This is a genomic window from Rhodococcus sp. MPR-R1B (assembly GCF_058793255.1).
On record NZ_JBXAFO010000001.1, the window covers coordinates 82143 to 103939 of the forward strand.

The 21797-nt window shown below is 61.5% G+C and carries 24 protein-coding genes; 9 read left to right on the forward strand and 15 right to left on the reverse strand.

Annotated features, from left to right (window positions below; translation table 11 throughout):
- Positions 1-23: 23 nt before the first annotated feature.
- The 5 genes from AC1Q61_RS00380 (at position 24) to AC1Q61_RS00400 (ending at position 4444) form a co-directional block, all read left to right on the forward strand.
- Positions 24-716 carry a TetR family transcriptional regulator gene (locus AC1Q61_RS00380; protein ID WP_030535165.1) on the forward strand — a complete coding sequence of 231 codons (693 nt, stop codon included), beginning with the start codon at positions 24-26 and terminating at the stop codon, positions 714-716.
- Positions 717-875: 159 nt separating this feature from the next.
- Positions 876-2033: an acyl-CoA dehydrogenase gene (locus AC1Q61_RS00385; RefSeq protein ID WP_003939784.1), complete on the forward strand. Its 1158-nt coding sequence runs from the start codon at positions 876-878 to the stop codon at positions 2031-2033.
- A gap of 87 nt (positions 2034-2120) precedes the next feature.
- Entirely contained in the window at positions 2121-2969 is an 849-nt protein-coding gene (locus AC1Q61_RS00390) for a 3-hydroxybutyryl-CoA dehydrogenase (RefSeq protein WP_020909078.1), read from the forward strand.
- Positions 2970-3133: 164 nt separating this feature from the next.
- A complete protein-coding gene (locus tag AC1Q61_RS00395) occupies positions 3134-4027 on the forward strand; it encodes an oxygenase MpaB family protein (RefSeq protein WP_492650755.1) in 894 nt (297 codons plus the stop codon).
- A gap of 24 nt (positions 4028-4051) precedes the next feature.
- Positions 4052-4444: an RNA-binding S4 domain-containing protein gene (locus tag AC1Q61_RS00400; protein ID WP_003940158.1), complete on the forward strand. Its 393-nt coding sequence runs from the start codon at positions 4052-4054 to the stop codon at positions 4442-4444.
- A 3-nt stretch (positions 4445-4447) separates the two neighbouring features.
- Here the strand turns inward: AC1Q61_RS00400 and AC1Q61_RS00405 are convergent, their stop codons facing one another.
- Complete coding sequence (locus AC1Q61_RS00405) at positions 4448-5077, reverse strand: GyrI-like domain-containing protein (RefSeq protein ID WP_007731353.1); 630 nt, start codon at positions 5075-5077, stop codon at positions 4448-4450.
- Positions 5078-5200: 123 nt separating this feature from the next.
- On the opposite strand from AC1Q61_RS00405, the gene AC1Q61_RS00410 reads away from it, so the two are divergent.
- On the forward strand, positions 5201-6385 hold the full coding sequence (locus AC1Q61_RS00410; protein WP_020970747.1) for a metallophosphoesterase: 1185 nt from the start codon (positions 5201-5203) through the stop codon (positions 6383-6385).
- A 6-nt stretch (positions 6386-6391) separates the two neighbouring features.
- On the opposite strand, the gene AC1Q61_RS00415 is transcribed toward AC1Q61_RS00410, so the two are convergent.
- From AC1Q61_RS00415 to AC1Q61_RS00455, 9 genes are all read right to left on the reverse strand, one after another.
- A complete protein-coding gene (locus AC1Q61_RS00415) occupies positions 6392-7078 on the reverse strand; it encodes a TetR/AcrR family transcriptional regulator (protein ID WP_021332017.1) in 687 nt (228 codons plus the stop codon).
- Between the two features lie 47 nt (positions 7079-7125).
- The gene (locus tag AC1Q61_RS00420) at positions 7126-7953 is read right to left on the reverse strand and encodes a potassium channel family protein (RefSeq protein WP_428690955.1); all 828 of its coding nucleotides are present in this window, start codon (positions 7951-7953) and stop codon (positions 7126-7128) included.
- A gap of 46 nt (positions 7954-7999) precedes the next feature.
- On the reverse strand, positions 8000-8917 hold the full coding sequence (locus AC1Q61_RS00425; RefSeq protein WP_003940547.1) for a diacylglycerol kinase: 918 nt from the start codon (positions 8915-8917) through the stop codon (positions 8000-8002).
- Positions 8914-10494: an FAD-binding oxidoreductase gene (locus AC1Q61_RS00430; RefSeq protein ID WP_492650776.1), complete on the reverse strand. Its 1581-nt coding sequence runs from the start codon at positions 10492-10494 to the stop codon at positions 8914-8916. The genes AC1Q61_RS00425 and AC1Q61_RS00430 overlap by 4 nt, the downstream gene beginning before the upstream one ends.
- Before the next feature lie 92 nt (positions 10495-10586).
- Complete coding sequence (locus AC1Q61_RS00435) at positions 10587-11126, reverse strand: DinB family protein (protein ID WP_097386903.1); 540 nt, start codon at positions 11124-11126, stop codon at positions 10587-10589.
- Positions 11127-11284: 158 nt separating this feature from the next.
- Complete coding sequence (htpG, locus tag AC1Q61_RS00440) at positions 11285-13213, reverse strand: molecular chaperone HtpG (protein WP_492650756.1); 1929 nt, start codon at positions 13211-13213, stop codon at positions 11285-11287.
- Positions 13214-13344: 131 nt separating this feature from the next.
- Positions 13345-14478, reverse strand: a complete 1134-nt coding sequence (locus AC1Q61_RS00445; protein ID WP_492650757.1) for an acyl-CoA dehydrogenase family protein — start codon at positions 14476-14478, stop codon at positions 13345-13347.
- 9 nt (positions 14479-14487) lie between these two features.
- Positions 14488-15660 carry an acyl-CoA dehydrogenase family protein gene (locus AC1Q61_RS00450; RefSeq protein ID WP_492650758.1) on the reverse strand — a complete coding sequence of 391 codons (1173 nt, stop codon included), beginning with the start codon at positions 15658-15660 and terminating at the stop codon, positions 14488-14490.
- A gap of 28 nt (positions 15661-15688) precedes the next feature.
- Positions 15689-16150, reverse strand: coding sequence for a MaoC family dehydratase (locus tag AC1Q61_RS00455; protein WP_042925055.1), 462 nt, complete (start codon positions 16148-16150; stop codon positions 15689-15691).
- A 93-nt stretch (positions 16151-16243) separates the two neighbouring features.
- On the opposite strand from AC1Q61_RS00455, the gene AC1Q61_RS00460 reads away from it, so the two are divergent.
- On the forward strand, positions 16244-16882 hold the full coding sequence (locus AC1Q61_RS00460) for a TetR/AcrR family transcriptional regulator (protein WP_042925028.1): 639 nt from the start codon (positions 16244-16246) through the stop codon (positions 16880-16882).
- A 21-nt stretch (positions 16883-16903) separates the two neighbouring features.
- Here AC1Q61_RS00460 and AC1Q61_RS00465 read toward each other — a convergent pair whose 3' ends face one another.
- Both AC1Q61_RS00465 and AC1Q61_RS00470 read right to left on the reverse strand, forming a co-directional pair.
- Positions 16904-17350 carry a MarR family winged helix-turn-helix transcriptional regulator gene (locus tag AC1Q61_RS00465; protein ID WP_042925031.1) on the reverse strand — a complete coding sequence of 149 codons (447 nt, stop codon included), beginning with the start codon at positions 17348-17350 and terminating at the stop codon, positions 16904-16906.
- Positions 17351-17362: 12 nt separating this feature from the next.
- A complete protein-coding gene (locus AC1Q61_RS00470) occupies positions 17363-17767 on the reverse strand; it encodes an EVE domain-containing protein (RefSeq protein WP_019745260.1) in 405 nt (134 codons plus the stop codon).
- 145 nt (positions 17768-17912) lie between these two features.
- Between AC1Q61_RS00470 and AC1Q61_RS00475 the strand changes: the two genes are divergently transcribed.
- Together AC1Q61_RS00475 and AC1Q61_RS00480 are read left to right on the forward strand one after the other, a co-directional pair.
- Complete coding sequence (locus AC1Q61_RS00475; RefSeq protein ID WP_042925034.1) at positions 17913-18590, forward strand: TetR/AcrR family transcriptional regulator; 678 nt, start codon at positions 17913-17915, stop codon at positions 18588-18590.
- Entirely contained in the window at positions 18587-19507 is a 921-nt protein-coding gene (locus tag AC1Q61_RS00480) for a TIGR01777 family oxidoreductase (RefSeq protein ID WP_042925039.1), read from the forward strand. The genes AC1Q61_RS00475 and AC1Q61_RS00480 overlap by 4 nt, the downstream gene beginning before the upstream one ends.
- Here AC1Q61_RS00480 and AC1Q61_RS00485 read toward each other — a convergent pair.
- Genes AC1Q61_RS00485 through AC1Q61_RS00495 form a run of 3 tightly spaced genes read right to left on the reverse strand, consistent with a single transcriptional unit; the run spans position 19465 to position 21694 of the window.
- Entirely contained in the window at positions 19465-19980 is a 516-nt protein-coding gene (locus tag AC1Q61_RS00485; RefSeq protein WP_042925042.1) for a MerR family transcriptional regulator, read from the reverse strand. The genes AC1Q61_RS00480 and AC1Q61_RS00485 overlap by 43 nt on opposite strands.
- 10 nt (positions 19981-19990) lie before the next feature.
- On the reverse strand, positions 19991-20851 hold the full coding sequence (locus tag AC1Q61_RS00490; protein WP_492650759.1) for an SDR family NAD(P)-dependent oxidoreductase: 861 nt from the start codon (positions 20849-20851) through the stop codon (positions 19991-19993).
- Positions 20852-20911: 60 nt separating this feature from the next.
- Positions 20912-21694: an enoyl-CoA hydratase gene (locus AC1Q61_RS00495; RefSeq protein ID WP_042925048.1), complete on the reverse strand. Its 783-nt coding sequence runs from the start codon at positions 21692-21694 to the stop codon at positions 20912-20914.
- Positions 21695-21797 lie beyond the last annotated feature (103 nt).

Here is a 21797-nt window from a genome sequence, read left to right on the forward strand (position 1 = left end):
ACGAAACCTGGATACTTGCATCCATGACCGAGCGCTCCGATGTACCCGGAACTGACCCCGCACAGTTTCGGGTACACGTCGCGTCTCAAGCGATCCGGTTGTTCTCGGAGAACGGGTACGAAGCCACCACCGTCGAGCAGATCGCCGCTGCCGCCGGTGTGTCGCGTCGGACGTTCTTCCGGCAGTTCCGCTCCAAGGAAGACGTGATCTTCGCCGATCACGAGTCCCTCCTCGAACACGTCGCAGAGTTCCTCGCGTCCGATTCCGCCGACCCCTGGGCGTCCGTGTGCGAGGCCGCGGGACTGGTGTTCGATTTCTTCCGCAGGAACCGAGACCTGTCGATGCGGCGATACCGCGTCGTACAGCATGTTCCGGCTCTTCGCGACCGCGAACTCGTCACCGGATTCCGCTACGAGCGCCTCTTCGTCGACTACCTGCGCAGCGCTGTGCCCCGCGAACCTGTCCTCGAGGTTGTCGGTTTTGCCGCAGCTGTCACCGCGTGCCACAACTACCTCTTGCGAAGCATGATCAAAGGCGACGAGGACGCCACAGCTGATGCACTAAGTCAGGCATTGCTCGACGTTCGGCGGACGTACGGCGTGGCACCCGGGTCCAAGACCAGCACGCCAGAATCGAAGTCCGTGCTGGTAGTAGCCTTTGCCCCGGGCACGTCCGCTGATGAGATCAGCAGAAAAATCCACGAACAACTCGGCTGACACTGCTCGTGCACCGAAACTTCACACACCCATCCCTTGACCTGGCACTCAGTGCCGTGTTTGACTGGGGTCATGGGCACCGGTCTGTCCGCGAATCTCGCTGGTAACGCCGGAGCCGCACCGACCGCCTTCAAGCCACCTTCACCAAGGAGCGTTCCCATGGCAGGAAACCCGGATTTCAATCTCTTCGCACTGAACGAAGAGCACGACGAACTGCGGGCTGCTATCCGCGGACTCTCCGAGAAGGAAATCGCGCCGTACGCCAAGGACGTCGACGAGAACGCACGTTTCCCCGAGGAAGCGCTCACCGCTCTCAACGCGTCCGGCTTCAACGCCATCCACGTTCCCGAGGCTTACGACGGCCAGGGCGCCGATTCCGTCGCCACCTGCATCGTCATCGAGGAAGTCGCCCGCGTCTGTGGATCCTCCTCGCTGATCCCCGCTGTGAACAAGCTCGGCACCATGGGCCTGATCCTCAAGGGTTCCGAAGAGCTCAAGTCCAAGGTGCTCCCGGACCTCGTGAACGGCGGAATGGCGTCGTACGCACTGTCCGAGCGTGAAGCCGGATCCGACGCCGCTTCGATGCGTACCCGCGCAAAGGCTGACGGCGACGACTGGATCCTCAACGGCTCCAAGTGCTGGATCACCAACGGCGGCAAGTCCACCTGGTACACCGTCATGGCTGTCACCGATCCCGACAAGGGCGCAAACGGCATCTCCTCTTTCATGGTCCACAAGGACGACGAGGGCTTTGTCGTCGGACCGAAGGAAAAGAAGCTCGGCATCAAGGGCTCCCCCACCGCTGAGCTGTACTTCGAGAACTGCCGCATCCCCGGCGACCGCATCATCGGCGAACCGGGCACCGGCTTCAAGACGGCACTCGAGACCCTCGACCACACGCGTCCCACCATCGGTGCTCAGGCTGTCGGCCTGGCCCAGGGCGCACTCGACGCGGCGCTGGCGTACACCAAGGATCGCAAGCAGTTCGGCAAGTCCATTAGCGACTTCCAGGCTGTTCAGTTCATGCTCGCGGACATGGCGATGAAGGTCGAAGCCGCACGTCTGATGGTTTACACCTCCGCAGCACGCGCCGAGCGTGGCGAGAAGAACCTCGGCTTCATCTCCGCTGCGGCGAAGTGCTTCGCTTCGGACGTTGCCATGGAGGTCACCACCGACGCCGTGCAGCTGTTCGGTGGCGCCGGCTACACCACCGACTTCCCGGTCGAGCGCATGATGCGCGACGCCAAGATCACGCAGATCTACGAAGGCACCAACCAGATTCAGCGCGTCGTGATGTCGCGTGCGCTGTTGAAGTAAGGCACTTCGCGCCCCTGTGCGCCTTTCTGGTAGTTCTGACTACCGGAACGGCGCACAGGGGCTTGCCCCTAATTTTTGAGGAGAATTGTGGAACTCGTAGGCGTAATCGGCGGCGGCACCATGGGTGCCGGCATTGCCGAAGTTTGTGCAAAAGCCGGTAGCTCGGTACTGGTGCTCGAAACCAAAGAAGAATTTGCCGCCGCTGCTCGCGAACGGATCGCCAAGTCGATCAACCGCGGCGTCGCCAAGGGCAAGATCACCCAGGAAGACGCCGACGCCGCGATCGCACGCGTCCGCGTCACCTTGGACATGGAAGAGTTCGCCGATCGCGATCTGGTGATCGAAGCTGCTCCCGAGATCGAAGCTCTCAAGTACGAGATCTTCGGCAAGCTCGACAAGATCGTCAAGCCTGCAGGCATTCTGGCGACCAACACGTCGTCGATCCCCGTCATCAAGATCGCCAAGGCCACCTCGCGCCCCGGCCAGGTTGTCGGCGTTCACTTCTTCAACCCCGTGCCGGTCATGCCGCTCGTGGAGATCGTGGTCAGCCTGACGACGTCCGAAGAGACCGTTCTCGCCGTCACCGACTACGCCAAGAACACCTTGCGCAAGAAGACGGTTCGCGCGGGCGACCGTTCGGGCTTCATCGTCAACGCTCTGCTCATCCCGTACCTGTGCCAGGCTGTCCGGATGCTCGAATCCGGCTACGCCACAGCAGAAGACATCGACGAGGCCATGAAGGGCGGCTGCGGCTACCCGATGGGCCCGCTGACGCTGCTCGACACCGTCGGTCTCGACATCGCTCTCGCAGCAGCGGAGTCGCTGTACGCGGAATTCGCAGAACCGCACTACGCTCCGCCGGCGCTGCTTCGCCGCATGGTCGACGCCGGTCGCCTCGGCAAGAAGACCGGTCGCGGCTTCTACGAATACGCTTGAGTCCGACCGCTTCACTCTTCCGGCCCCTCACCTGTTGCAGGTGAGGGGCCGGAGTTGTTTTCGGGCAGATCTAGCCGAATCCATTGACAAATTCGCGCGGCGCAGCAAAAGTCATCATGTGACAACAACCGTTGTCACATGAGCGCAGGCGGAGGGTCAACCAGATGAGCAGCGATCCGGACACCGATACTCGTCGACCTAAGCCCCAGGCGCGACCAGAGCCCCGGGAACTACGAGCCGATCCGATCGGCCCCGGTTCCCTGACGTGGACACACTTCGGCGACGTTCGCGGTCTGCTGTATCTCGGACGCGCAGGCACGCTGCAGAACATGCACCCCGCGGTAAGTGGAGCGCTGCAAGATCATTCGAACTTCTTCGACAATCCGCTTGACCGCCTGTTCCGCTCACTTCCTCCCATCTACGGGGTCGTGTACGACCGGACCGAAGAGGGCACAGGCACGCTCGTTCGCAACTTCCACACCGATCTCAAAGGAACAGACGAAACCGGCGGGCGCTACCACGCCCTCGCTCCTGACACTTTCTGGTGGACTCACGTCACGTTCTTCGAGGTGATACTCGATTTCAACGAACGATTTGCATACAAGAAGTTCACACCGGAGCAGAAGGACCAGCTTGTCCGTGAGGCCGTAACCTGTTGGCGTTGTTACGGTCTCACCGATCGACCGGCTTTCGACGACTACGCGAGTTTTCGCACGTACTGGGAAGACATGCTCGACAACCACCTGATCAACACCCACACCACAAAATGGTCGACGCGCATCGCCGAGCACGACATCGCACCGGCTCCGAAGGTTCCGACGTGGCTGTGGCGTCTGACCTCACGCCCCACGATGGCCGTGGCGAACTGGATCGGCAAGGCACTGATGCCGGAGAAGGCGCGCGAAACTCTCGGATGGGAATGGACGCCGCGCGACGAACGAATGTACTTCTGGTTCGCCCGCTTCCTGACATTGACAGATCGATTCTGGCATCTGCTGCCGCTACAACTGCGGTACGCGCCGCGCGCCTACTCGGGCATCCGCGCGCAGGGTCTGTGAGCACTCGTCGGTAGGCTGGAGTGCGTGCCAGCTCATCTCCCTTCCGACGCGATCAGTGTTCGTGTGGACAGCTGGACGTGGGCGGTTCGGCTGTTCAAGACACGCTCGCAGGCGGCGACCGCCTGCCGATCGGGACACGTTCGGGTCAACGGAACGTCGGCAAAGGCAGCTCAGCAGGTGAAAGCCGGCGACGAGGTGCGGGTGCGTGTATCCGGCATCGAGCGCATCGTCGTCGTGGTCAAGCCGATCACGAAGCGAGTCAGCGCCGTGCTGGCCGCCGATTGCCTGCAGGACAATTCGCCGCCCCCACCACCGCCCGAACTGATCGCGTCCATTCCGCGACGTGATCGTGGCGCCGGCAGACCGACCAAACGCGAGCGACGCGACCTCGAGAAGCTGCGCGGCCTCGAGCCGTAATCACTACCTCGAAACAGGCTGACGCAGAACCGTCTTCAGTTTCTCGGGCGGCGTCCGGCGAGCGTCGCTGAGGTAGATCTCGTGATGATCGCCGTTGAAGCTCAGGCCGTTCGACGGGATGAACGTGTTGTGCAGCCGGTCCAGGGTGGGAGCTTCGTCGTCGTACGAGCCGACGTGAAGAATCTGGACGGACAGACCTTCCTCCAACTCGAGAAACCTGACCTTGTCGAGAGCGGCAATCTCCTTCTTGGCCCGCACTGCCTTGGCCCGGACTGCGTCAATCGACGCAGACAGTTCCGTCTCCGTGATCCACTCCGGTTGCGAGATCATCATCGTCCAATCCCACGACGACTTGTCCCGCGTCACGAACACCTCGGGGTCATCTGCCCGCCACAACCCTTCCAGCGGGCCCACGACGAAGTCGCGATCCAGTTCCTTCTTGCTCGCGAATTTGGTCGCGTAGGACACCGAATACAGCGCTTCGAGCGCCTCGGAGTACTCGGTGGCAGTGTTGGGATCACCGTGACCGTCGACGGCGAAGTAGCCGAAGCGCGGGACGGTCACGAGGGCAAAATCGCGGCGCCCGGGGGAATAGAGATCCTTGTATGCCTTCTTGACGTCGTACTTCTCCATGCGCCACCCACCTGATCACTGGCCGAGTTTCAACGTTCGGAAACCTATCCGAGAACACCGACATTCCGATAGCGGACCACTGTCCCCTTGTTAATAGACCAGTGGACCTTTACTCTGGACGGGGTGACTACACCCCAGGCGACCGACGTCGCTCGAGTTCCGCGCCGCAGACCGTTGCGGATCGTTGCCATATCCGCGATTGTCGCGTCGATCTTGGCTCTGTTGTTCGTGTACCCATGGTGGAGCTTGTTCATCCGGCCGGACTGGCCGACGGCGGTGGCAGTTTTCGGCACCGTTCTGTTTGCCGCCCTCTTGATCGCCCTGCCTGCGAGCATGGTGCTCAGCCACGGACACACCGACCGCGATCCAGTTCGCCTGATCGGCGACGCACTCCTCGGAATCATCTGGGTCGTGTTCGTGTGGACCCTGCTCGGCGAAGTTCTGAGGCTCGGACTGCTCGTCGGCGGCGTGGATGACCCGCTTCGATCGAGAATCGTCGCCGTTGCCGCACTGATCATCTCGGCCCTTCTGCTGATCTGGGGCTACCGGGAAGCCATGAGACTGCCACGGATCAAGCAGGTCGACGTCACCATCCCCCGCCTTGGTGCGGGGATGGACAAACTTCGGGTAGTCGCGATCACCGACACTCACTTCGGGCCGATCAATCGCGAGAAGTGGTCCGAGCGCGTGATCGCGGCAGTCAACGATCTCGACGCCGACATCGTGGCCCACGTCGGTGACATCGCCGACGGAACGGTAGAGCAGCGCCTCGGCCAAGCGACCCCCCTCGCATCGGTCGAAGCCGGGCTCGCTCGCGTCTACGTGACCGGCAATCACGAGTACTTCCACGAGGCTCAGGAGTGGCTCGACTACATGACCTCGATCGGCTGGGACGCGCTGCACAACCGCCACCTCGTCGTCACCAAGGGCGGAGACAGACTGGTCATCGCCGGCGTCGACGATGCGACAGCGTTGGGATCGAAACTGGACGGGCACGGCGCGAACTTCGACATGGCCCTGGCCGGCTCCGACCCCGAATTGCCGATCCTGATGCTCGCCCACCAACCGAAGCAGGTTACTCAGTCCGCTTCCGCGGGAGTGGATCTGCAGCTCGCCGGTCATACCCACGGCGGACAGATCTGGCCCTTCAACTTTCTGGTGAAACTCGATCAACCGTCGGTGCACGGGCTTACCAGGCACGGAGAACGTACGCAGCTGTACACCAGCCGGGGAACCGGATTCTGGGGTCCGCCCTTCAGGGTGTTCGCACCGAGCGAGATAACCGTTCTGACGCTGCACAGCGCCTGATCGTTCTCAGCTCGTTCGGGTTGCCGCTCGCGCCGACAACCCGACGAGCTGGTTGATCAGACCTTCACGCAGGCCGACTGCGAACATGTCGGAGGCTGGGGGCGCCTGCATCTCGTTCAGTACGACGACCATGGATTCAGTCGGCTCGGCAGTCGGCCACAAGCCGGCAACGATCACCAGGGTTACCTTGGCGAATTGAGCGGCGTCGCCCTCCGAGAGATGGGGCAGTTGCGAATGAACCAGCGACGCAAACCTTCCCGAGTTGACCGTCGCCCGCTTCTTGAAGTCACGGGCGAAGTCGACGGAGATGTTTCTTTCGAGGACACCGGCCATGACGCTCATCAACTCGCACAGCAACCGCTGTGAGACAAGCGATTCCGCAACCGCGGATGCCACATGAATTTCAGCGGCAAACGGTGAGTCGTCACTGGTCGGAGTCAACGACTCGGACAACCCGTCCAGCCACGCTACCCAGTTCTCGTCGAGCACTTCGAGAAAGATGGCCTCGCGACTGTCGAAGTACCGGAGCACGTTCGACTTCGCGAGGCCGACGCTCTCACTGAGCTCACGCAGACTGATGTCTGCGACTGGCTTGGACCCGAGCATCGCGCGAGCTGCGTCGAGAATCGCGCACCGACGTGCTTCGATCTGCTCGGGCCTGCGCGCGCGCTGGAATCCATGGGTCGCCACCATCACGCAAGATTATCAGACCATCGTTCTATTGTTTGCTGTACTGCGGGTCAATTGTCCGAAGGTGCATGCTGCGCCACGACTCCCCTCGACGCCAGTTCGCGACGCAGCGAATCGGTATCGACGGACGCGAGATCGACTCGGTGCGTGCGGGTGGCCAATGCTCGGACCTCCACGGACAGATCTGCCACCTGCTTACGCGTCGCGGCCTGCCCTGCCTCGTCCTGTTCCGCCACTCGCTCGACCAACCAGGAAGCGAGTGTGGCAGTCACGATGCCCAGCAATGCAATTCCGCCGATCATCAACGCTCCGGCGATCAGGCGCCCGGTTGTAGTGACAGGAGCCATGTCTCCGTAACCGACGGTCGTAACCGTCTCCATCGCCCACCACAACGCCGTCCCGTACGACGTGATGGCGGCGCCCTCAGCGTGCCGCTCGGCGTCGAGCATGGCCAGTGCCGCGACACCGATCAGCAAGGCCGTAGCCCCGGTGGCGTAAACAACCACTCGTCCACGCAAGCTTTGCCCGCTCGAGCGGTGGACTATTGCAAGCAGGGTGACCAATCGAAGGAGGCGCAAGGGACGCAGCATGGGTAGCACCACCATCGCCAAATCCAAGAGATGCCTGACGAACCAGCGACCGCGTGCAGGAGCCAACCACAGGCGAACTGCGTAGTCGACGGCAAATACGAACCACGCGGCCCACATGATCCATTCGGTCAGGCGATGCGGGAAGCCAGTCGGTTGCGCCAGGACTTGGTACGCGTACGCCACCAAGAACAGGCAGGCCGCAGCGGTCAAGGGGATGTCGGTGGTGAGCTGCCACCGCTCCGACGTCCACGCAGTGCGGCGGTGCACCGACCTCCTCGATTCGTTCATCCGAGAAGTCTTACACCACTGCTACCGCGTGACCGGCAGAACCAACTCAGATCCGAGTGTGCGTCAAGATGTTGAGCGCCATGGGAACTGCCTCGATCGTGATGGGCAACGGCCCCACCCGATCACCGTCCGCGTAGGCGATGATGCCCTCGGAGACCAACCGCACCTTCTTCGACCGATACGTCTGCACCGCATCCAAGGAGACGTGAGTTCCCTTGTACACCCGCGGAAACAGGCGCACCAGACGCAACCTCGAACCGTGCCCGACGACGGTCAGATCCAGCAACCCATCAGACTTCGACGCGCCCGGAGTGATGAGCATGCCGCCACCGTACGAGCGGCCGTTGCCGACAGCCACGAGCGTCGCGTCCACCGTGATGACCTCGTCGTCGAGTTCGATCCGGTACGGCAGCGGCTTCATCTTCGCCAACTCGGCGAGCATCGCCAAGTTGTAGCGCATCGGTCCCTTTGGCCACGACATCCGATTGGCCCGTTCACTGACCAGCGAATCGAATCCGCTGGCGATGATCGTTCCCGACCAGACGACGGAACCGTCGGCAAGCGTGATCTTCGCCAGGTCGGACTGCTGCACGACGCCGTCGGCGATCACGTCGGCGGCTGCCTCGGGATCGCCTGTGGGAATGCCGAACTCACGGGCGTGATCGTTCCCGGTGCCCGCCGGGATAAGCCCGATAGGAGTATCGGTCAACGCGGCAGCCTGCAATCCGATGCTGATGGCACCGTCGCCGCCGACCACCACCAGCGCGTCGGTGCCCTCCTCGATCGCACGACGCGCCAACTTCTTGGCGTCGTCGGCGTCGGTTCCGATAATCTCGGTGACGGCAACTCCCCGAGCACGCAGTCGCGCAACACCTTTGCGTCCGGCTGCAGGCGCGTGACCATGTCCCGCCATCGGATTGATCAGGACGGTAACCTTCTCGATCTGACTGCGGGTTTCGGTCACGGAATCAGCTTTCCAGGATTGAGGATGCCGGCAGGGTCCACTGCATTCTTCACTGCGCGAAGGATATTCGCGCCCAATTCGCCGATCTCGTCCTTCATCCACGGGCGATGGTCAGCTCCGACTGCGTGATGATGGGTGATCGTGCCACCGGCGGCGATGATCGCATCGCCAGCGGCAGTTTTCGCCTTGTGCCACTGAGCGATCGGATCCTCGGTCTGCGCGCTGACTACTGTGAAGTACAGCGAAGCACCGGTCTTGTACGTGTGAGAAATGTGGCACATGACGAGCGGCTGAGTCCCCTGCTCGACGAGAGCCTTGGTCAGCGCTTCGGTGACCGAGGAGCGCAGGTTCGCGAGGTTACCCCAGGTGGTTGCTGTCTCGAGGGTTTCACACAGTGCGCCGACGTCGAGCAGAGCGTCACGCAGATACGGCGCATCGAATCGCCCGTGTTCCCAACTGTTTCCGGGCTCCTCACCGAGCGAAGTCCCACCGTGAGCGGTGAGAATTGCTCGGGCCTCCGCCACCCGTTCAGCGGTGTGCGAAGCGGTGCCCTCGTAGGTGGTGATGCCGAGGCAACCACCCGCGAAAGCGTTCTCGCCGATCTTGTCGGTAGTCGCCAGATTCACGCCACTCTCGGCCTCGTCGGACAACCGCAATACTGTCGGAGCCGATCCTTCCTGGACCAGCTCACGCAATGCTGCTGCGCCGGTGGCGAAGTCGGGGAAGCTCCACCCTTCGCGCACGGTGGTCTCGGGCAGGCGGTGAACCCGCACACGCACGTGCGTGATGACGCCGAACGTGCCCTCGGAGCCGACAAAAAGCTCACCCAGATCGGGGCCTGCGGCAGATGCCGGCGCACGCCCGGTCTCGACCACACCACTCGGGGTGACAACAGTGAGGCCCTGAACCATGTCCTCGAAACGTCCGTATCCAGCCGACGCCTGCCCCGAAGACCGGGTGGCGGCAAACCCGCCCAGAGTGGCGAACAGGAAGCTCTGCGGGAAGTGCCCGACCGAGAAACCGTGCTCACGCAGAAGCTCCTCGGCCCGTGGGCCGGTGGTTCCGCCGCCGAACGTCGCGATGCCCGATTCCTCGTCCAACCCGACGAGCTGATCGAACCTGCGCAGATCGAGAGATAGAACTGCGTCGAACCCGTCACGAATGGGATCGAGCCCGCCGACGACGCTGGTGCCACCACCGAACGGGACCACTGCGATCCGGTTGGCAGAGCAGTATCGGAGAACCTGCTCGACCTCTGCGCCTGTCCCTGGAGTGACGACTGCGTCCGGTGCGTCCTGCGGCTCGGCACTACGACGACGAAGCAGATCCGGGGTGCTCTTGCCACCGGCCCGAAGGATTCGATCCGAATCCTCGGTGCTGACGTACTCGGCCCCGACCAGCCCAGCCAGCGCCTCGACGTGCGACTGAGCCAGGGCGGACGGAGTCACCTGAACGTCTTCGATGGCGAGGCGCGAGCGAGTCGGTGCGGACACACCGAGAAATCCGGTCAACAATGATGTGACTGCGTCCGACAGTTCACGCTTCTTGGCCGGATCGCCCCAGGCGTCCCACTGCATCGGCGGTTGCAAGGCAGACTTTTCGGTGCTCATAGACACTAGTGTTACATATTTGTGTGATGTGTAAACATCCCGGTTGATCGAGCTGTCGATCAACCCATCGTCTTGGATCCGTCGATGGCTTCACGAAGCATGTCTGCGTGGCCCGCATGCTGGGCCGTCTCGGCGATGATGTGCAGCAATGCGCGCCGCGCTGACCAGCGAGCGCCGGCTTCGAACCACGGAGCGCTCGGAAGTGGATGAGAGATGTCAAGGCTGTCCAGCGAGGCCACCAACTGGTCGGTCCTGGCCGCGATCCCTTCATACTCGGAAACGATGCTTGCCAAGGTTTCACCCTCGACCATCGCAAATTCGTTCGCCCGTTCCTGTTGCATCTCTTCCGACCACTGGGTCGGGTCGAAGTCCCCGCCAAGTCCGGCCGGCCCTTCCAGAATGAAGTCGACCCAACCCTTCTCCGCCTGACCCACATGCTTGATCAATCCGCCTAGGCACAGTTCGCTCACGGTCGGCCTCGAAGCAGCCTGCTCGTCGGTGAGGTCCTTGACCGTGAAGAGAAGGAATTCACGATGTTGACGCAGGCTCTGGAGGAGATCCGCGCGCTCGCCGGTGACGGTGGTGGTCGGTGCGTTCATGATGTTTTTCCTTCGCTCGTGGGTTCTTTGCCCTGTGAGAACTACGTTAGAAGTCATTGCGGACAGAAACGGTCCTCATTAGAAAACGATCAAAGAAAAAACTCCCGGCACTCACCAATGAGGGTGAGTGCCGGGAGTTCGAGCGAGCTAGAACGAGATCAGACTGTGCGGGCCAAACGATCGGCCAGCAGGCGCGTGAAGTGCGCCGGGTCGCTCAGCTCGCCGCCCTCGGCAAGCAACGCCATGCCGTAGAGCAACTGAGCCGTCTCAGTCAGGTTCTCCGCATTGTCGTTGGCGGCCTGCGCCTCCCGAAGACCCGAGACAAGCGGGTGCTCCGGGTTGAGCTCGAGGATGCGCTTGCTGTGCGGAACAGGCTGACCCGAAGCCTTGTACATCTTCTCGAGCGTCGGAGACATGCTGAACGCGTCGCCGACGATGCAGGCAGCCGAGGTGGTCAGTCGCGTCGAGAGACGCGTTTCCTTGATGTCGTCGGACAGGGTTTCGGTCAGCCACGTCAGCAGCTCGCCGAATTCCTTCTCCTTCTCTTCGCGCTCGGCCTCGGCCGCCTTCTTCTCGTCCTCGGTGTCGAGGTCGACCTCGCCCTTGGCGATCGACTGGAAGGTCTTGCCGTCGAAGTCCGAGACAGCGTCGACCCACATCTCGTCCACCGGGTCGGTGAGAACCAGAACCTCGAGGCCCTTGGCCTTGAAAGCCTCCATGTGCGGGGAGCTTTCGATGAGGTAACGGGATTCGCCCGTCATGAAGTAGATCTGTTCCTGGCCGTCCTTCATGCGCTCCACGTACTCGGCGAGAGTGGTCACGCCCTCTTCGCTGTTGGTCGAGGCAAACGAAGAGATGTCGAGCAGCGTCTTGCGGTTGTCGGCATCGGCCATCAGGCCTTCCTTGAGCGCGCGTCCGAACTCGGTCCAGAAGGTCGAGTACTTCTCGGGCTCGTTCGCCTTCATGTCCTTGATGGTCGAGAGGACCTTCTTGGTCAGACGACGACGGATGGCAGCGATCTGCCGGTCCTGCTGCAGAATTTCACGAGAGACGTTGAGCGAGAGGTCTTGTGCGTCGACCACGCCCTTGACGAAGCGCAGGTAATCGGGCACCAACTCTTCGCAGTCGTCCATGATGAAGACGCGCTTGACGTAGAGGTGGATGCCGGCCTTGCGCTCACGCATGAACAGATCGAACGGCGCCGTCGACGGAATGAACAGCAGCGCTTGGTATTCGAAAGTACCTTCGGCCTTCATCGGGATGACCTCGAGAGGCTCGTCCCAGGCGTGGCTGACGTGCTTGTAGAACTCCTTGTACTCGTCCTCGGACACCTCGTCCTTGGAACGAGTCCACAGAGCCTTCATCGAGTTGATCGTCTCGGTCTCGATGGTGACCTCGGGCTCCTCGCCCTCGGCCGGCGTCGACGTACGAGCGACATCCATGCGGATAGGCCACGCGATGAAGTCGGAGTACTTCTTGACCAGTTCCTTGATCTTCCATTCCGACGTGTAGTCGTGCAGGCCGTTCTCGGAATCCTCGGGCATCAGGTGCAGGGTCACGGAGCTGCCCTGCGGCGCCTCGTTCACATGCTCGAGCGTGTACGTGCCTTCGCCGGTCGACTCCCAGCGCGTCGCGTGATCTTCACCGGCGCGGCGGGTCAGCAGCGTGACCTTGTCCGCCACCATGAACGTGGAGTAGAAGCCGATGCCGAACTGACCGATCAGTTCTTCCGATGCCGCTGCATCCTTGGCTTCCTTGAGCTTACGACGCACCTCGGCGGTGCCGGACTTGGCGAGCGTGCCGATCAGGTCGACGACCTCGTCACGCGACATTCCGATGCCGTTGTCGCGGATGGTCAGGGTGCGTGCCGCCTTGTCGATGTCGATCTCGATATGCAGATCGGAGACGTCGACGTTGAGGTCTTTGTCCTGGTACGACTCGAGGCGAAGTTTGTCCAGCGCGTCCGAAGCGTTGGAGATCAACTCACGAAGGAAGCTGTCCTTGTTCGTATAGATTGAATGAACCATCAGATCCAGCAGCTGACGTGTTTCTGCTTGGAACTCGAGCTGCTCGGTATGCGCGGTCACTTCGATCCCTTTCTCTTCTCGGACTGATCACAGGGATTTTACTCGACCTCGAATACCGCGGGCCGGCCCCCGCACAGACAAGGGAGGCCACGCGACCTGCGCATGACCTCCCGTTATCTTCACCCACCGATCTACTCCGTGACGTCAACCATCGAATAGTTCGAGACGCCGCCGGCCAGCACCCTGAGGTGATCGTCCGATGCGCCCAAAGTGTGTTCGATGGCCACCAGCCGCGAGACGTAGTGCCCGACCGGATACTCGGCTGTCATACCGATACCACCGTGCATTTGAATTGCTTCCTGACCGATCTGATGCGCGGCACGACCGACAGCCAGCTTCGCTCGCGACGCGACGGTCGGATCGATCACACCGTCGGCGATGGCCATGGTGGCGTACAGACTCATGCTGCTCGCCAGTTCGAGAGCGACGTACATGTCGGCCGCACGATGCGTCAGCGTCTGGAACTTCGCGAGCGGAACACCGAACTGCTTGCGCTGCTTCAGATAATCCGTCGTCAGTCGCAGCGCCTCGGTCATGATTCCGATCGCCTCGGCGCACAGAGCTGCCTGCGCCCGGACCTCTGCTTCGACGATCGCCGCCGTGACATCGCCGCCCTCACCAAGTTGTTCGGCCGCGGCATCGGTGAACGTGAACTGCGCACCGCGACGGCCGTCGTGGGTGGCATACGTGCTCCGTGTGACACCTGAGCCCTCCGCATCCACCAGGAAGAGACCGGTGCCGCCGCCTGGAAGTGTGGCGCTGACGACCACGACGTGCGCGCTGTCGCCCTGCAGGACCGGGTTCTTGACGCCGGTGATAGTCCACCCCGATCCCGACTGCGTCGCCGTGGTCGTGACGGTGGCGACCGGCCAGCGCATGCCGGGTTCCGTATGCGCGAAGGCCGACAGAGTGGTCCCGTCGCTGAGCGCCGGCAGGAGCCGCGCCCGCTGATCTGCCGAACCGACAGCCGCGATCAAACCGCCGGGGATCAGAACACCACCCAAGTACGGCTCGGGTGCAAGCGCTCGGCCCAGTTCGGTCATCACGACCATGGTCTCGACCGGTCCAGCGCCCATTCCGCCGTCAGACTCCGCGAACGGCAGGCCGAGCAGCCCGAGCTCCGCGAACTGCTTCCACACCGCGGCATTCCATCCCTCGTCAGTAGCCGAGGTGGCGTTGCGCTTCTCCGCGTCGTAGCTGCGGTTGAGCAATTCACGCGTCGTGTCGCGAAGCATCGTCTGCTCGTCGTCGAGTTCGAAATTCATGTCAGATGCTCACAATCCGAGAATCGAGGAGGCAATGATGGAGCGCTGCACCTCACTTGATCCGCTGTAGATGGAAACCTTCCGGTAGTTCAGGTAGCGCGGCGCCGCTTGCTGCGCCCACTCCGGCGAGTCGATCTCGACCGTATTCACCGGCAACGAGTCCGGACCCGCAACATCCATCAGCAATTCCGTTGCTGCCTGCTGCAATTCGGAGCCGCGGAGCTTGAGCAGCGAGGACGCCGGGTTCGGCTTGCCGTCTGCCGAACTCGCCACAACTCGCAGTTGAGTCAGATCCAGCGCAAGCAAATCGTTTTCCAGCTCAGCCAACCGAGCCGCGAACAACGGATCATCGAGGAGGGTGCCGGTTCCGACGCGAACCTCCCGCGCCTTCTCTTTTGCCGTGGCGACAAGAGTTTTGGAGAACCCGACCCGCGTGACGCCCGTGCGTTCGTTGCCGAGCAGGAACTTGGCGTAGTCCCAGCCCTTGTTCTCCTCGCCGACAAGATTTTCCGCAGGAACACGGACGTTGTCGAAGAACACCTCGTTGACCTCGACGCTGCCGTCGATCAGTTTGATGGGACGAATCGTGATGCCGGGAGTCGCCAAATCGATGAGCAGGAACGAAATTCCTGCCTGACGCTTCTGGGCACTGGCATCTGTCCGAACCAGACAGAAGATCCACTCGGCGTGCTGCGCGAGAGTAGTCCACGTCTTCTGACCGTTGACGATGTAATCCGCGCCGTCACGGACAGCAGCCGTCTTGAGTGAAGCGAGATCCGAACCGGCTTCTGGTTCCGAAAAACCCTGGCACCACCAGATATCGGCGTTGGCCGTAGCGGGGAGAAATTTCTCCTTCTGCTCCTGCGAACCGAAGGCAGCGATAACGGGCCCAACCATGCTCACGTTGAACGGCAACGGGTTGGGTACCGACGCCAACTGCATTTCCTCGGAATAGATGTGGCGCTGAACCGGAGTCCAGTCCTTGCCACCCCATTCGACCGGCCAGTGTGGAACCGCCAACCCGTGTGCGTTCAGAATCTGTTGACCCGCAACGATGTCCTCACGAGTCAGCTTTCCGAATCCGGCTGCACGTGCTCGAAGTTCGGGCGAGAATTCGGTGGTGAAGAACTTTCGCATCTCCTCGCGGAACGCAACTTCCTCAGTGGTCAGTTCGAGATTCATGTGGAGTCTGCTTTCTTCTTGCAGGATTTCAGAACAAGATTCGCGCGACGGTCTGCGCAACGACGGCAGGTTTGCCCACGCCTTCGATCTCGACGGTGTTGGTGATCTGACTCTGTAGTGAACCGTTCGGCAACTCTTCAATCGCGGAGAGCACTGCAGTGTTTCGAACCTTGGCTCCGACCGGCACCGGACTCGGGAATCGAACCTTGTCGGACCCGTAGTTGACGACCATCTTCGCCCCATCGATGCGGTACACGGACTTCGACAGAAGCGGCAGGAGCGAGAGAGTCAGATACCCGTGGGCAATCGGACCGCCGAAAGGTGATTCACGCTTTGCCCTTTCGTCGTCGACGTGAATCCACTGATGGTCACCGGTCGCGTCGGCAAATTGATGGACCATCTCGCGGGTGACCTCGACCCACTCGCTCGAGCCCAGCGTTTCACCGACCGCCCCCAGGAGATCGGCCTTGTTCTCGAACACCCGCGTCATCTGATCCTCCACGTTCCCGAACACTGTTAGGTTAATTGGATAATAAACTCACGGTGTAAGGTTGTCCAGTACTTTCACACGAAAGGGTGTGCGATGGCGCGACCGCGGATTCCACTACTGAGCAAGCCGATCATCAGGGACACCGCCCTGAAATTGGTCGACGAGCACGGTTTGACCGACTTCTCGATGCGCAAACTCGCCACCGTTCTCGGCGTGCAAGCACCATCGCTGTACAGCCATTACGCCAACAAGGACGAGCTACTCGACGACGTCGCGAACGTCATCATGGAGTCCGTCGACGTGAGCGGCTTCGACTCTGACGATTGGCGCGGTGCGCTTCGCACGTGGGCGCGGTCCTACCACGCTGCCCTGGGCAAGCATCCCAATATCGTTCCCTACTTGGCCTACGGTCCGAGCGTCAGGCCCATCGCCCTTGACCGCGCCAACGCCATCCACGGCGGGCTGGTGCGCGCCGGATGGCCGCAGCGCACGGCAACGCTGATCGGCGCTTCCGTCAAGTACGTGGTCATGGGCGCTGCGACAGCGACGTTCTCCGGCGGATTCGTGGACGATCCGGCGATCTACGCCGAGCGTTACCCGCACCTCACGCGAGCACATCTGTTGCGCGAGCGTGCTACGGAAATCGATGGTGCCAGTTTCGAACTCGCGCTGGAATCCCTATTGGACGGGCTGGAAGCCAAATATGCACTGCTGCAGACCACTTCAGAGTAATCCCCTGAAAACTGTAGGTCGCTACTTTCGGTCAAGCACGCCGAGCATCGCAACAAAGGCCGCCTGACGATCCCCGAGAGCGGCAAAGAATTCCCGATCCGATGCTTCGACCGCACGATTTGCCTTGCCTGCCAGGGCCGCACCCGCCTGGGTCACCACCACCGAGCGTGCCCGAGCGTCCGTCGGGTGTGGACGTCGTTCGACCAATTTCTTGGATTCGAGGGTCCGAATCACCTGTGACGTCATCATCGCGTCGGTGCGCGCATACTCGGCAAGATCGCGTTGAGTTATCGGCGTCTCTGCATCCAGCCAGGTCAGTGCTGCGAGCAGAACGAACTGCACGTGAGTCAGGTCGAAAGGCCGCAGCGCCGCGCGAATCGAGGCCTGCCACGCGTTGGTGACACGCCACAACATCAGACCCGGACTGTCGCCAGCATCCTCGAAGTCGGTTTCCAGTTTCTTCACCACAGCGTCAGTGTGTCAGCTCGTTGTCGAGCGCAGAATCTCGACGTCGTTGCCATCCAACGGAATCAAGCCTCGGCGGAGCTGATACCCCCAGTTCGGTGTCGAGGTCAATGCCAATCGACTCCGTACGTCGCCGAGAGGAACGGGCGTGAACGGCTCGTATCGCACTCGACGCCGAAACGGCTTGAAGCACCCCTCGTCCGCCTGCCAGATCTCACCCTCTTCGATCACACCGAGGGCTGTGAACTCGCGCAACGGATCTCGATCACCAATGGACTCGACCGGCGAATAGTAGACAAGCACATCGCCCGCCTTCATCCGCGCCAATCCGGACCTCTTCCCGTGCCCGATCTGCGCGATCCCAAGATCCACTGCGCGACGCACATGTTCGGCAGAGACAACCCCTAACCAGGCGTTCATCGCCGACCACCAGGCGAACCGAGCGCAAGTTCAATCATGATTTTAGTATGCGCGCTTATTATATTCCTCGCAACAGATCGACTCTTGAACGTGTTCAACTTCAAGGCGTACGCTGAACTTGAACACGTTCAAAGGAAGGGAGCCCATGAGCAGTCGCGGGATCGAAACCAGGGAAAAGCTGGTGGCAACAGCTTTGCGGCTCTTCCGCGACGAAGGCTTCGCAGCGACGACCATGCGCAAGATCGCGACCGAAGCGGAGATCTCCCTCGGGAATGCCTACTACTACTTCGCCAGCAAGGACGAACTGGTTCACGAGCTGTATCTCGTCATCCAACGTGATCACCGAGAGCGTGCGCTTCCACTCCTGCGGCAGGGTGGCTCACTCGCGGAAAATCTCGCGATCGTTCTGCACACCGGACTCGATGTCATGGGGCCATATCACGGGTTCGGTGGCGCGTTTCTGCACGTTGCCCTACCAACCGCATCGCCGTCCAGCCCGTTCTCGGCCGAGTCGAGCGATGCGAGATCGATGGCCGTCGAATTGATGCGCGAAGCACTGGCGGCGTCGAAGCAGAAGACGCCGGCGTCCTTGGAGACCCAGCTCCCAACACTCTTGTGGCTTAGCTATCTGGGCGTGACGCTGCACTGGGTCACCGACTCGTCTCCGGGGCAAACTCGTACCCGATCCCTCGTCGACGGCCTGGTCCCGATCATCGCGAAAGCGCTCACCCTCGCCCGGCTGCCAGTGGCACGAGGTCTGGTCGGCGATGTCGCCGCCCTGATGACAAAAGTCGTTTCTGCAGAGGGGAACACAAAACCATGAAGACCGTTGTTGTCTGTGGTGCGTCGGGTTACGTAGGCCAACACCTTCTTCGAACGCTCGAATCCAACGGGGTCGACGTTCGGACGATCGGCCGGGGAGGAACGAGCGATGCCACGTGGTCCGACGAGCACTGCGTCGCCGATGTACTCAGCGGCACGGATCTGCTCGTCAACCTCGCCGGCCGCTCCGTGAGCTGCCGCTACAACAAGCGCAATGCCGACGACATCTTCTCCTCCCGAGTGGAAACGACTGCACTGTTGGGTCGTGCGCTGACCCGCACGCCGCAGCCACCCTCACTCTGGGCGAATGCCAGTACCGGCACGATCTACCGAGACGCACGAGATCGACCGATGGACGAGAAGAACGGAGAGCTGGGAAAGGGATTCTCCGTAGCGGTCGCGCGAGCGTGGGAACACGAATTGTTCTCAGCCCCAACGCCTGTTCGCAAAGTGGCACTTCGGATGTCGATCGTCCTCGGAGCCGGCGGTGGGGCGATCAATCCGTTCGTCAACCTCGCCCGAATGGGCTTCGGCGGACGAATGGGCGACGGCCGACAGATGTTCAGCTGGATTCACATCGCCGACGTCATTCGCGCGATCATCCACGTCTACGAGAATCCGGAGATCTCAGGCCCGGTCAATATCGCATCCCCGTATCCGGTAACCAACACCGACATGATGCGGATGGTACGAGCGAAACTTGGCCGACAATATGGGTTTCCGACGCCGGGCTGGATGCTCGAGTTCGGCGCACGAATCATCCGCACCGAGGCTGAACTGGTAACGAAGAGTCGCTGGGTTTCACCAGGGGTGCTCGCGGACAGCGGCTTCCAGTATCAATTTCCGACGTTGGAGTCTGCGCTGAACCAGATCGCTCAAGAGACCCCGCGAGGGTTGCTTCCGGTTTCACTCGGCTGAATATCCTGCTCTCCGGTCCGCCCGCCGTACGTCGCAATCTTGTACTCCGTCGCAGCCAAAGACAACGTGAGCTCCTTGATCTGCCGACGAACGGTGTCCCGGTGTTCGAGCAGCATGTCGAGCCTCTCCGGAACTGTCCCTTCACCGGCGTCGACCAGTTCGACGTAGTGCTGCAGGTCGCGAATCGCCATACCCGAGATGCGCATGCGGGTCAGAAACACCAGCCTGCGAACAGATTCCGGACCGTACACACGATGTCCGCTCGAGTCACGATCGACCTCGACCAGACCGATCTTCTCGTAGTAGCGCAGCGTATGTGCCGAGACATCCAGCAGGTCCGAGACTTCGGCGATCGACATCGGCTCCTGAACGTCCCCTGCATCGACGAGTCGGTGAATCACCTCGATCGACATTGGCCCGTCCACTTCCCCAAGTGCCTCGAGTGCCTTACGCATCAAGTCTTCCGTAGCCATGACTCTCAGCCTAGAACGGGCGGACAGGGCCGGCAGCATCCGCGAAGTCTGCACTGCGAGCCAGGTCGGCCCAGACGCATACCTCGGCGAGATTCTTCCGATACGACGCGGAGACACGCTCCACGGCTTCCTTTCCGAGTGGCAGACGAAGTGGCACATTCTCGCTGTGCACAAGCGAGGTGATGATCTCTGCTGCTTTCTCCGGATCACCCTCCTGAACACCGTCTGCGGCCGCCATGTCCCGCAGAACGGGATCCAGCAAATCACGGTATTCCGATGATGATTCGGCGAAGCTCAGAACGCCAGGCGTGTTGAATGCTGTACGGAATCGGCTGGGCTCGACGATCATCACCCGAACGCCGAACTGCGCGACCTCACCGGCGAGAGCCTCCGACCAACCTTCGAGAGCGAACTTCGACGCCGAGTACGCCCCGACGCCGGGAAACGACATACGGCCGCCTTGACTGCTCATCTGCACGATCGTCCCGCTGTCCTGCACTCGCATCGACGGGAGGACGGCGCGCACCAACGCGGCGGGTCCGATCAGGTGCAGTTCCATGAGATCCCGCAAGGTCGAATCGTCCACCATCTCCGCCGCGCCGACCATCCCACGACCGGCATTGTTGACCAGCACGTCGATGCGACCAAAACGCTCGAGCGCATATTCGACGACGCCCGGAGCCGCTGCGGTATCTCTGACGTCGAACGTCACCGCCGAGAACCGATCCGGATTCGCCGACGCAATATCTGCAACGGACTCGGGACGACGAACTGCAGCGACTACCGCGTCCCCCGATCGAAGTGCAGACAGTGCGAGTTCACGGCCGAAACCCTGAGAAACTCCAGTGATGATCCAGGTCTTTGTTGTCATGGTCGGCAACGCTAGGGGTTAGAGCGCGCTCCAACGCAAGCCTGTGGTTCTACCGCCGAACTACACGCCGGCCCAGAGCGGTCGTTCCCCGCGAAGGAAACCGTCGACGCCGGCTTTGAAGTCGTCACTGCTGTAGATCATGCTCATCAGATCATCGTTGTCGGCAATCACTCGGGTTCTGATGCGTCGCAGGGACTCCCGAATAGTCCAGACGGTCATCGGGGCGGCGGCAAGTAGATCGCGAGATACCTGGGCAGTCAGGGTCGCGAACTCGGACTCTGTTGCACAGTCGCTGAGGAAGCCGCTCCGCAGAGCCTCGCCACTCGACATCACCCCAGCCCGAGCGATCAACGACATCAGACGCGAACTGCCGATCCTGTCCGCCAGCAACGCCACGGAATGGATCGACAACGAGTTTCCGAGTGTGCGCGCGATCGGTAGGCAGAAGCGTGACCCCTGCGTCGCGATCCGCACATCGCACGCTGCCGACAGCAACAGCCCTGCTCCCGCGCACACACCGTCGATGACCGCGAGGGTGGGAACCCTCACTTTCTCGAGTTCGGTCAGTACGCCGACGAACCGGCTTTCGTAGTCGAGCCCGTCCTGAAAGCTCGAGAAGGTTTGAAAGTGGCCAATGTCGGAGCCCGCCGAGAACGCCTCTCCCCCAGCACCTCGGAGAGTGAGTAACCGAATCTCGCGGTCGGAGTCGGCGCGCCGGCAGGCTCCGGCAATGGCGTCGTACATCTGCGGGGTCAATGCGTTGCGCTTTTCCGGCCGGTTGAACACGACGTCGAGGGTCTCGCCACGACGGATGATCAAGATTTCTTCGTGCGTTTCAGTCATGACACTCACGTTATTTCCGGTAGAGAAAAGCCGAAACACATTGCACTTGAATATCTTTGCGAATTCTCGATGCAAAGTTGCAGATAGTGCGAACGGAGAAGCG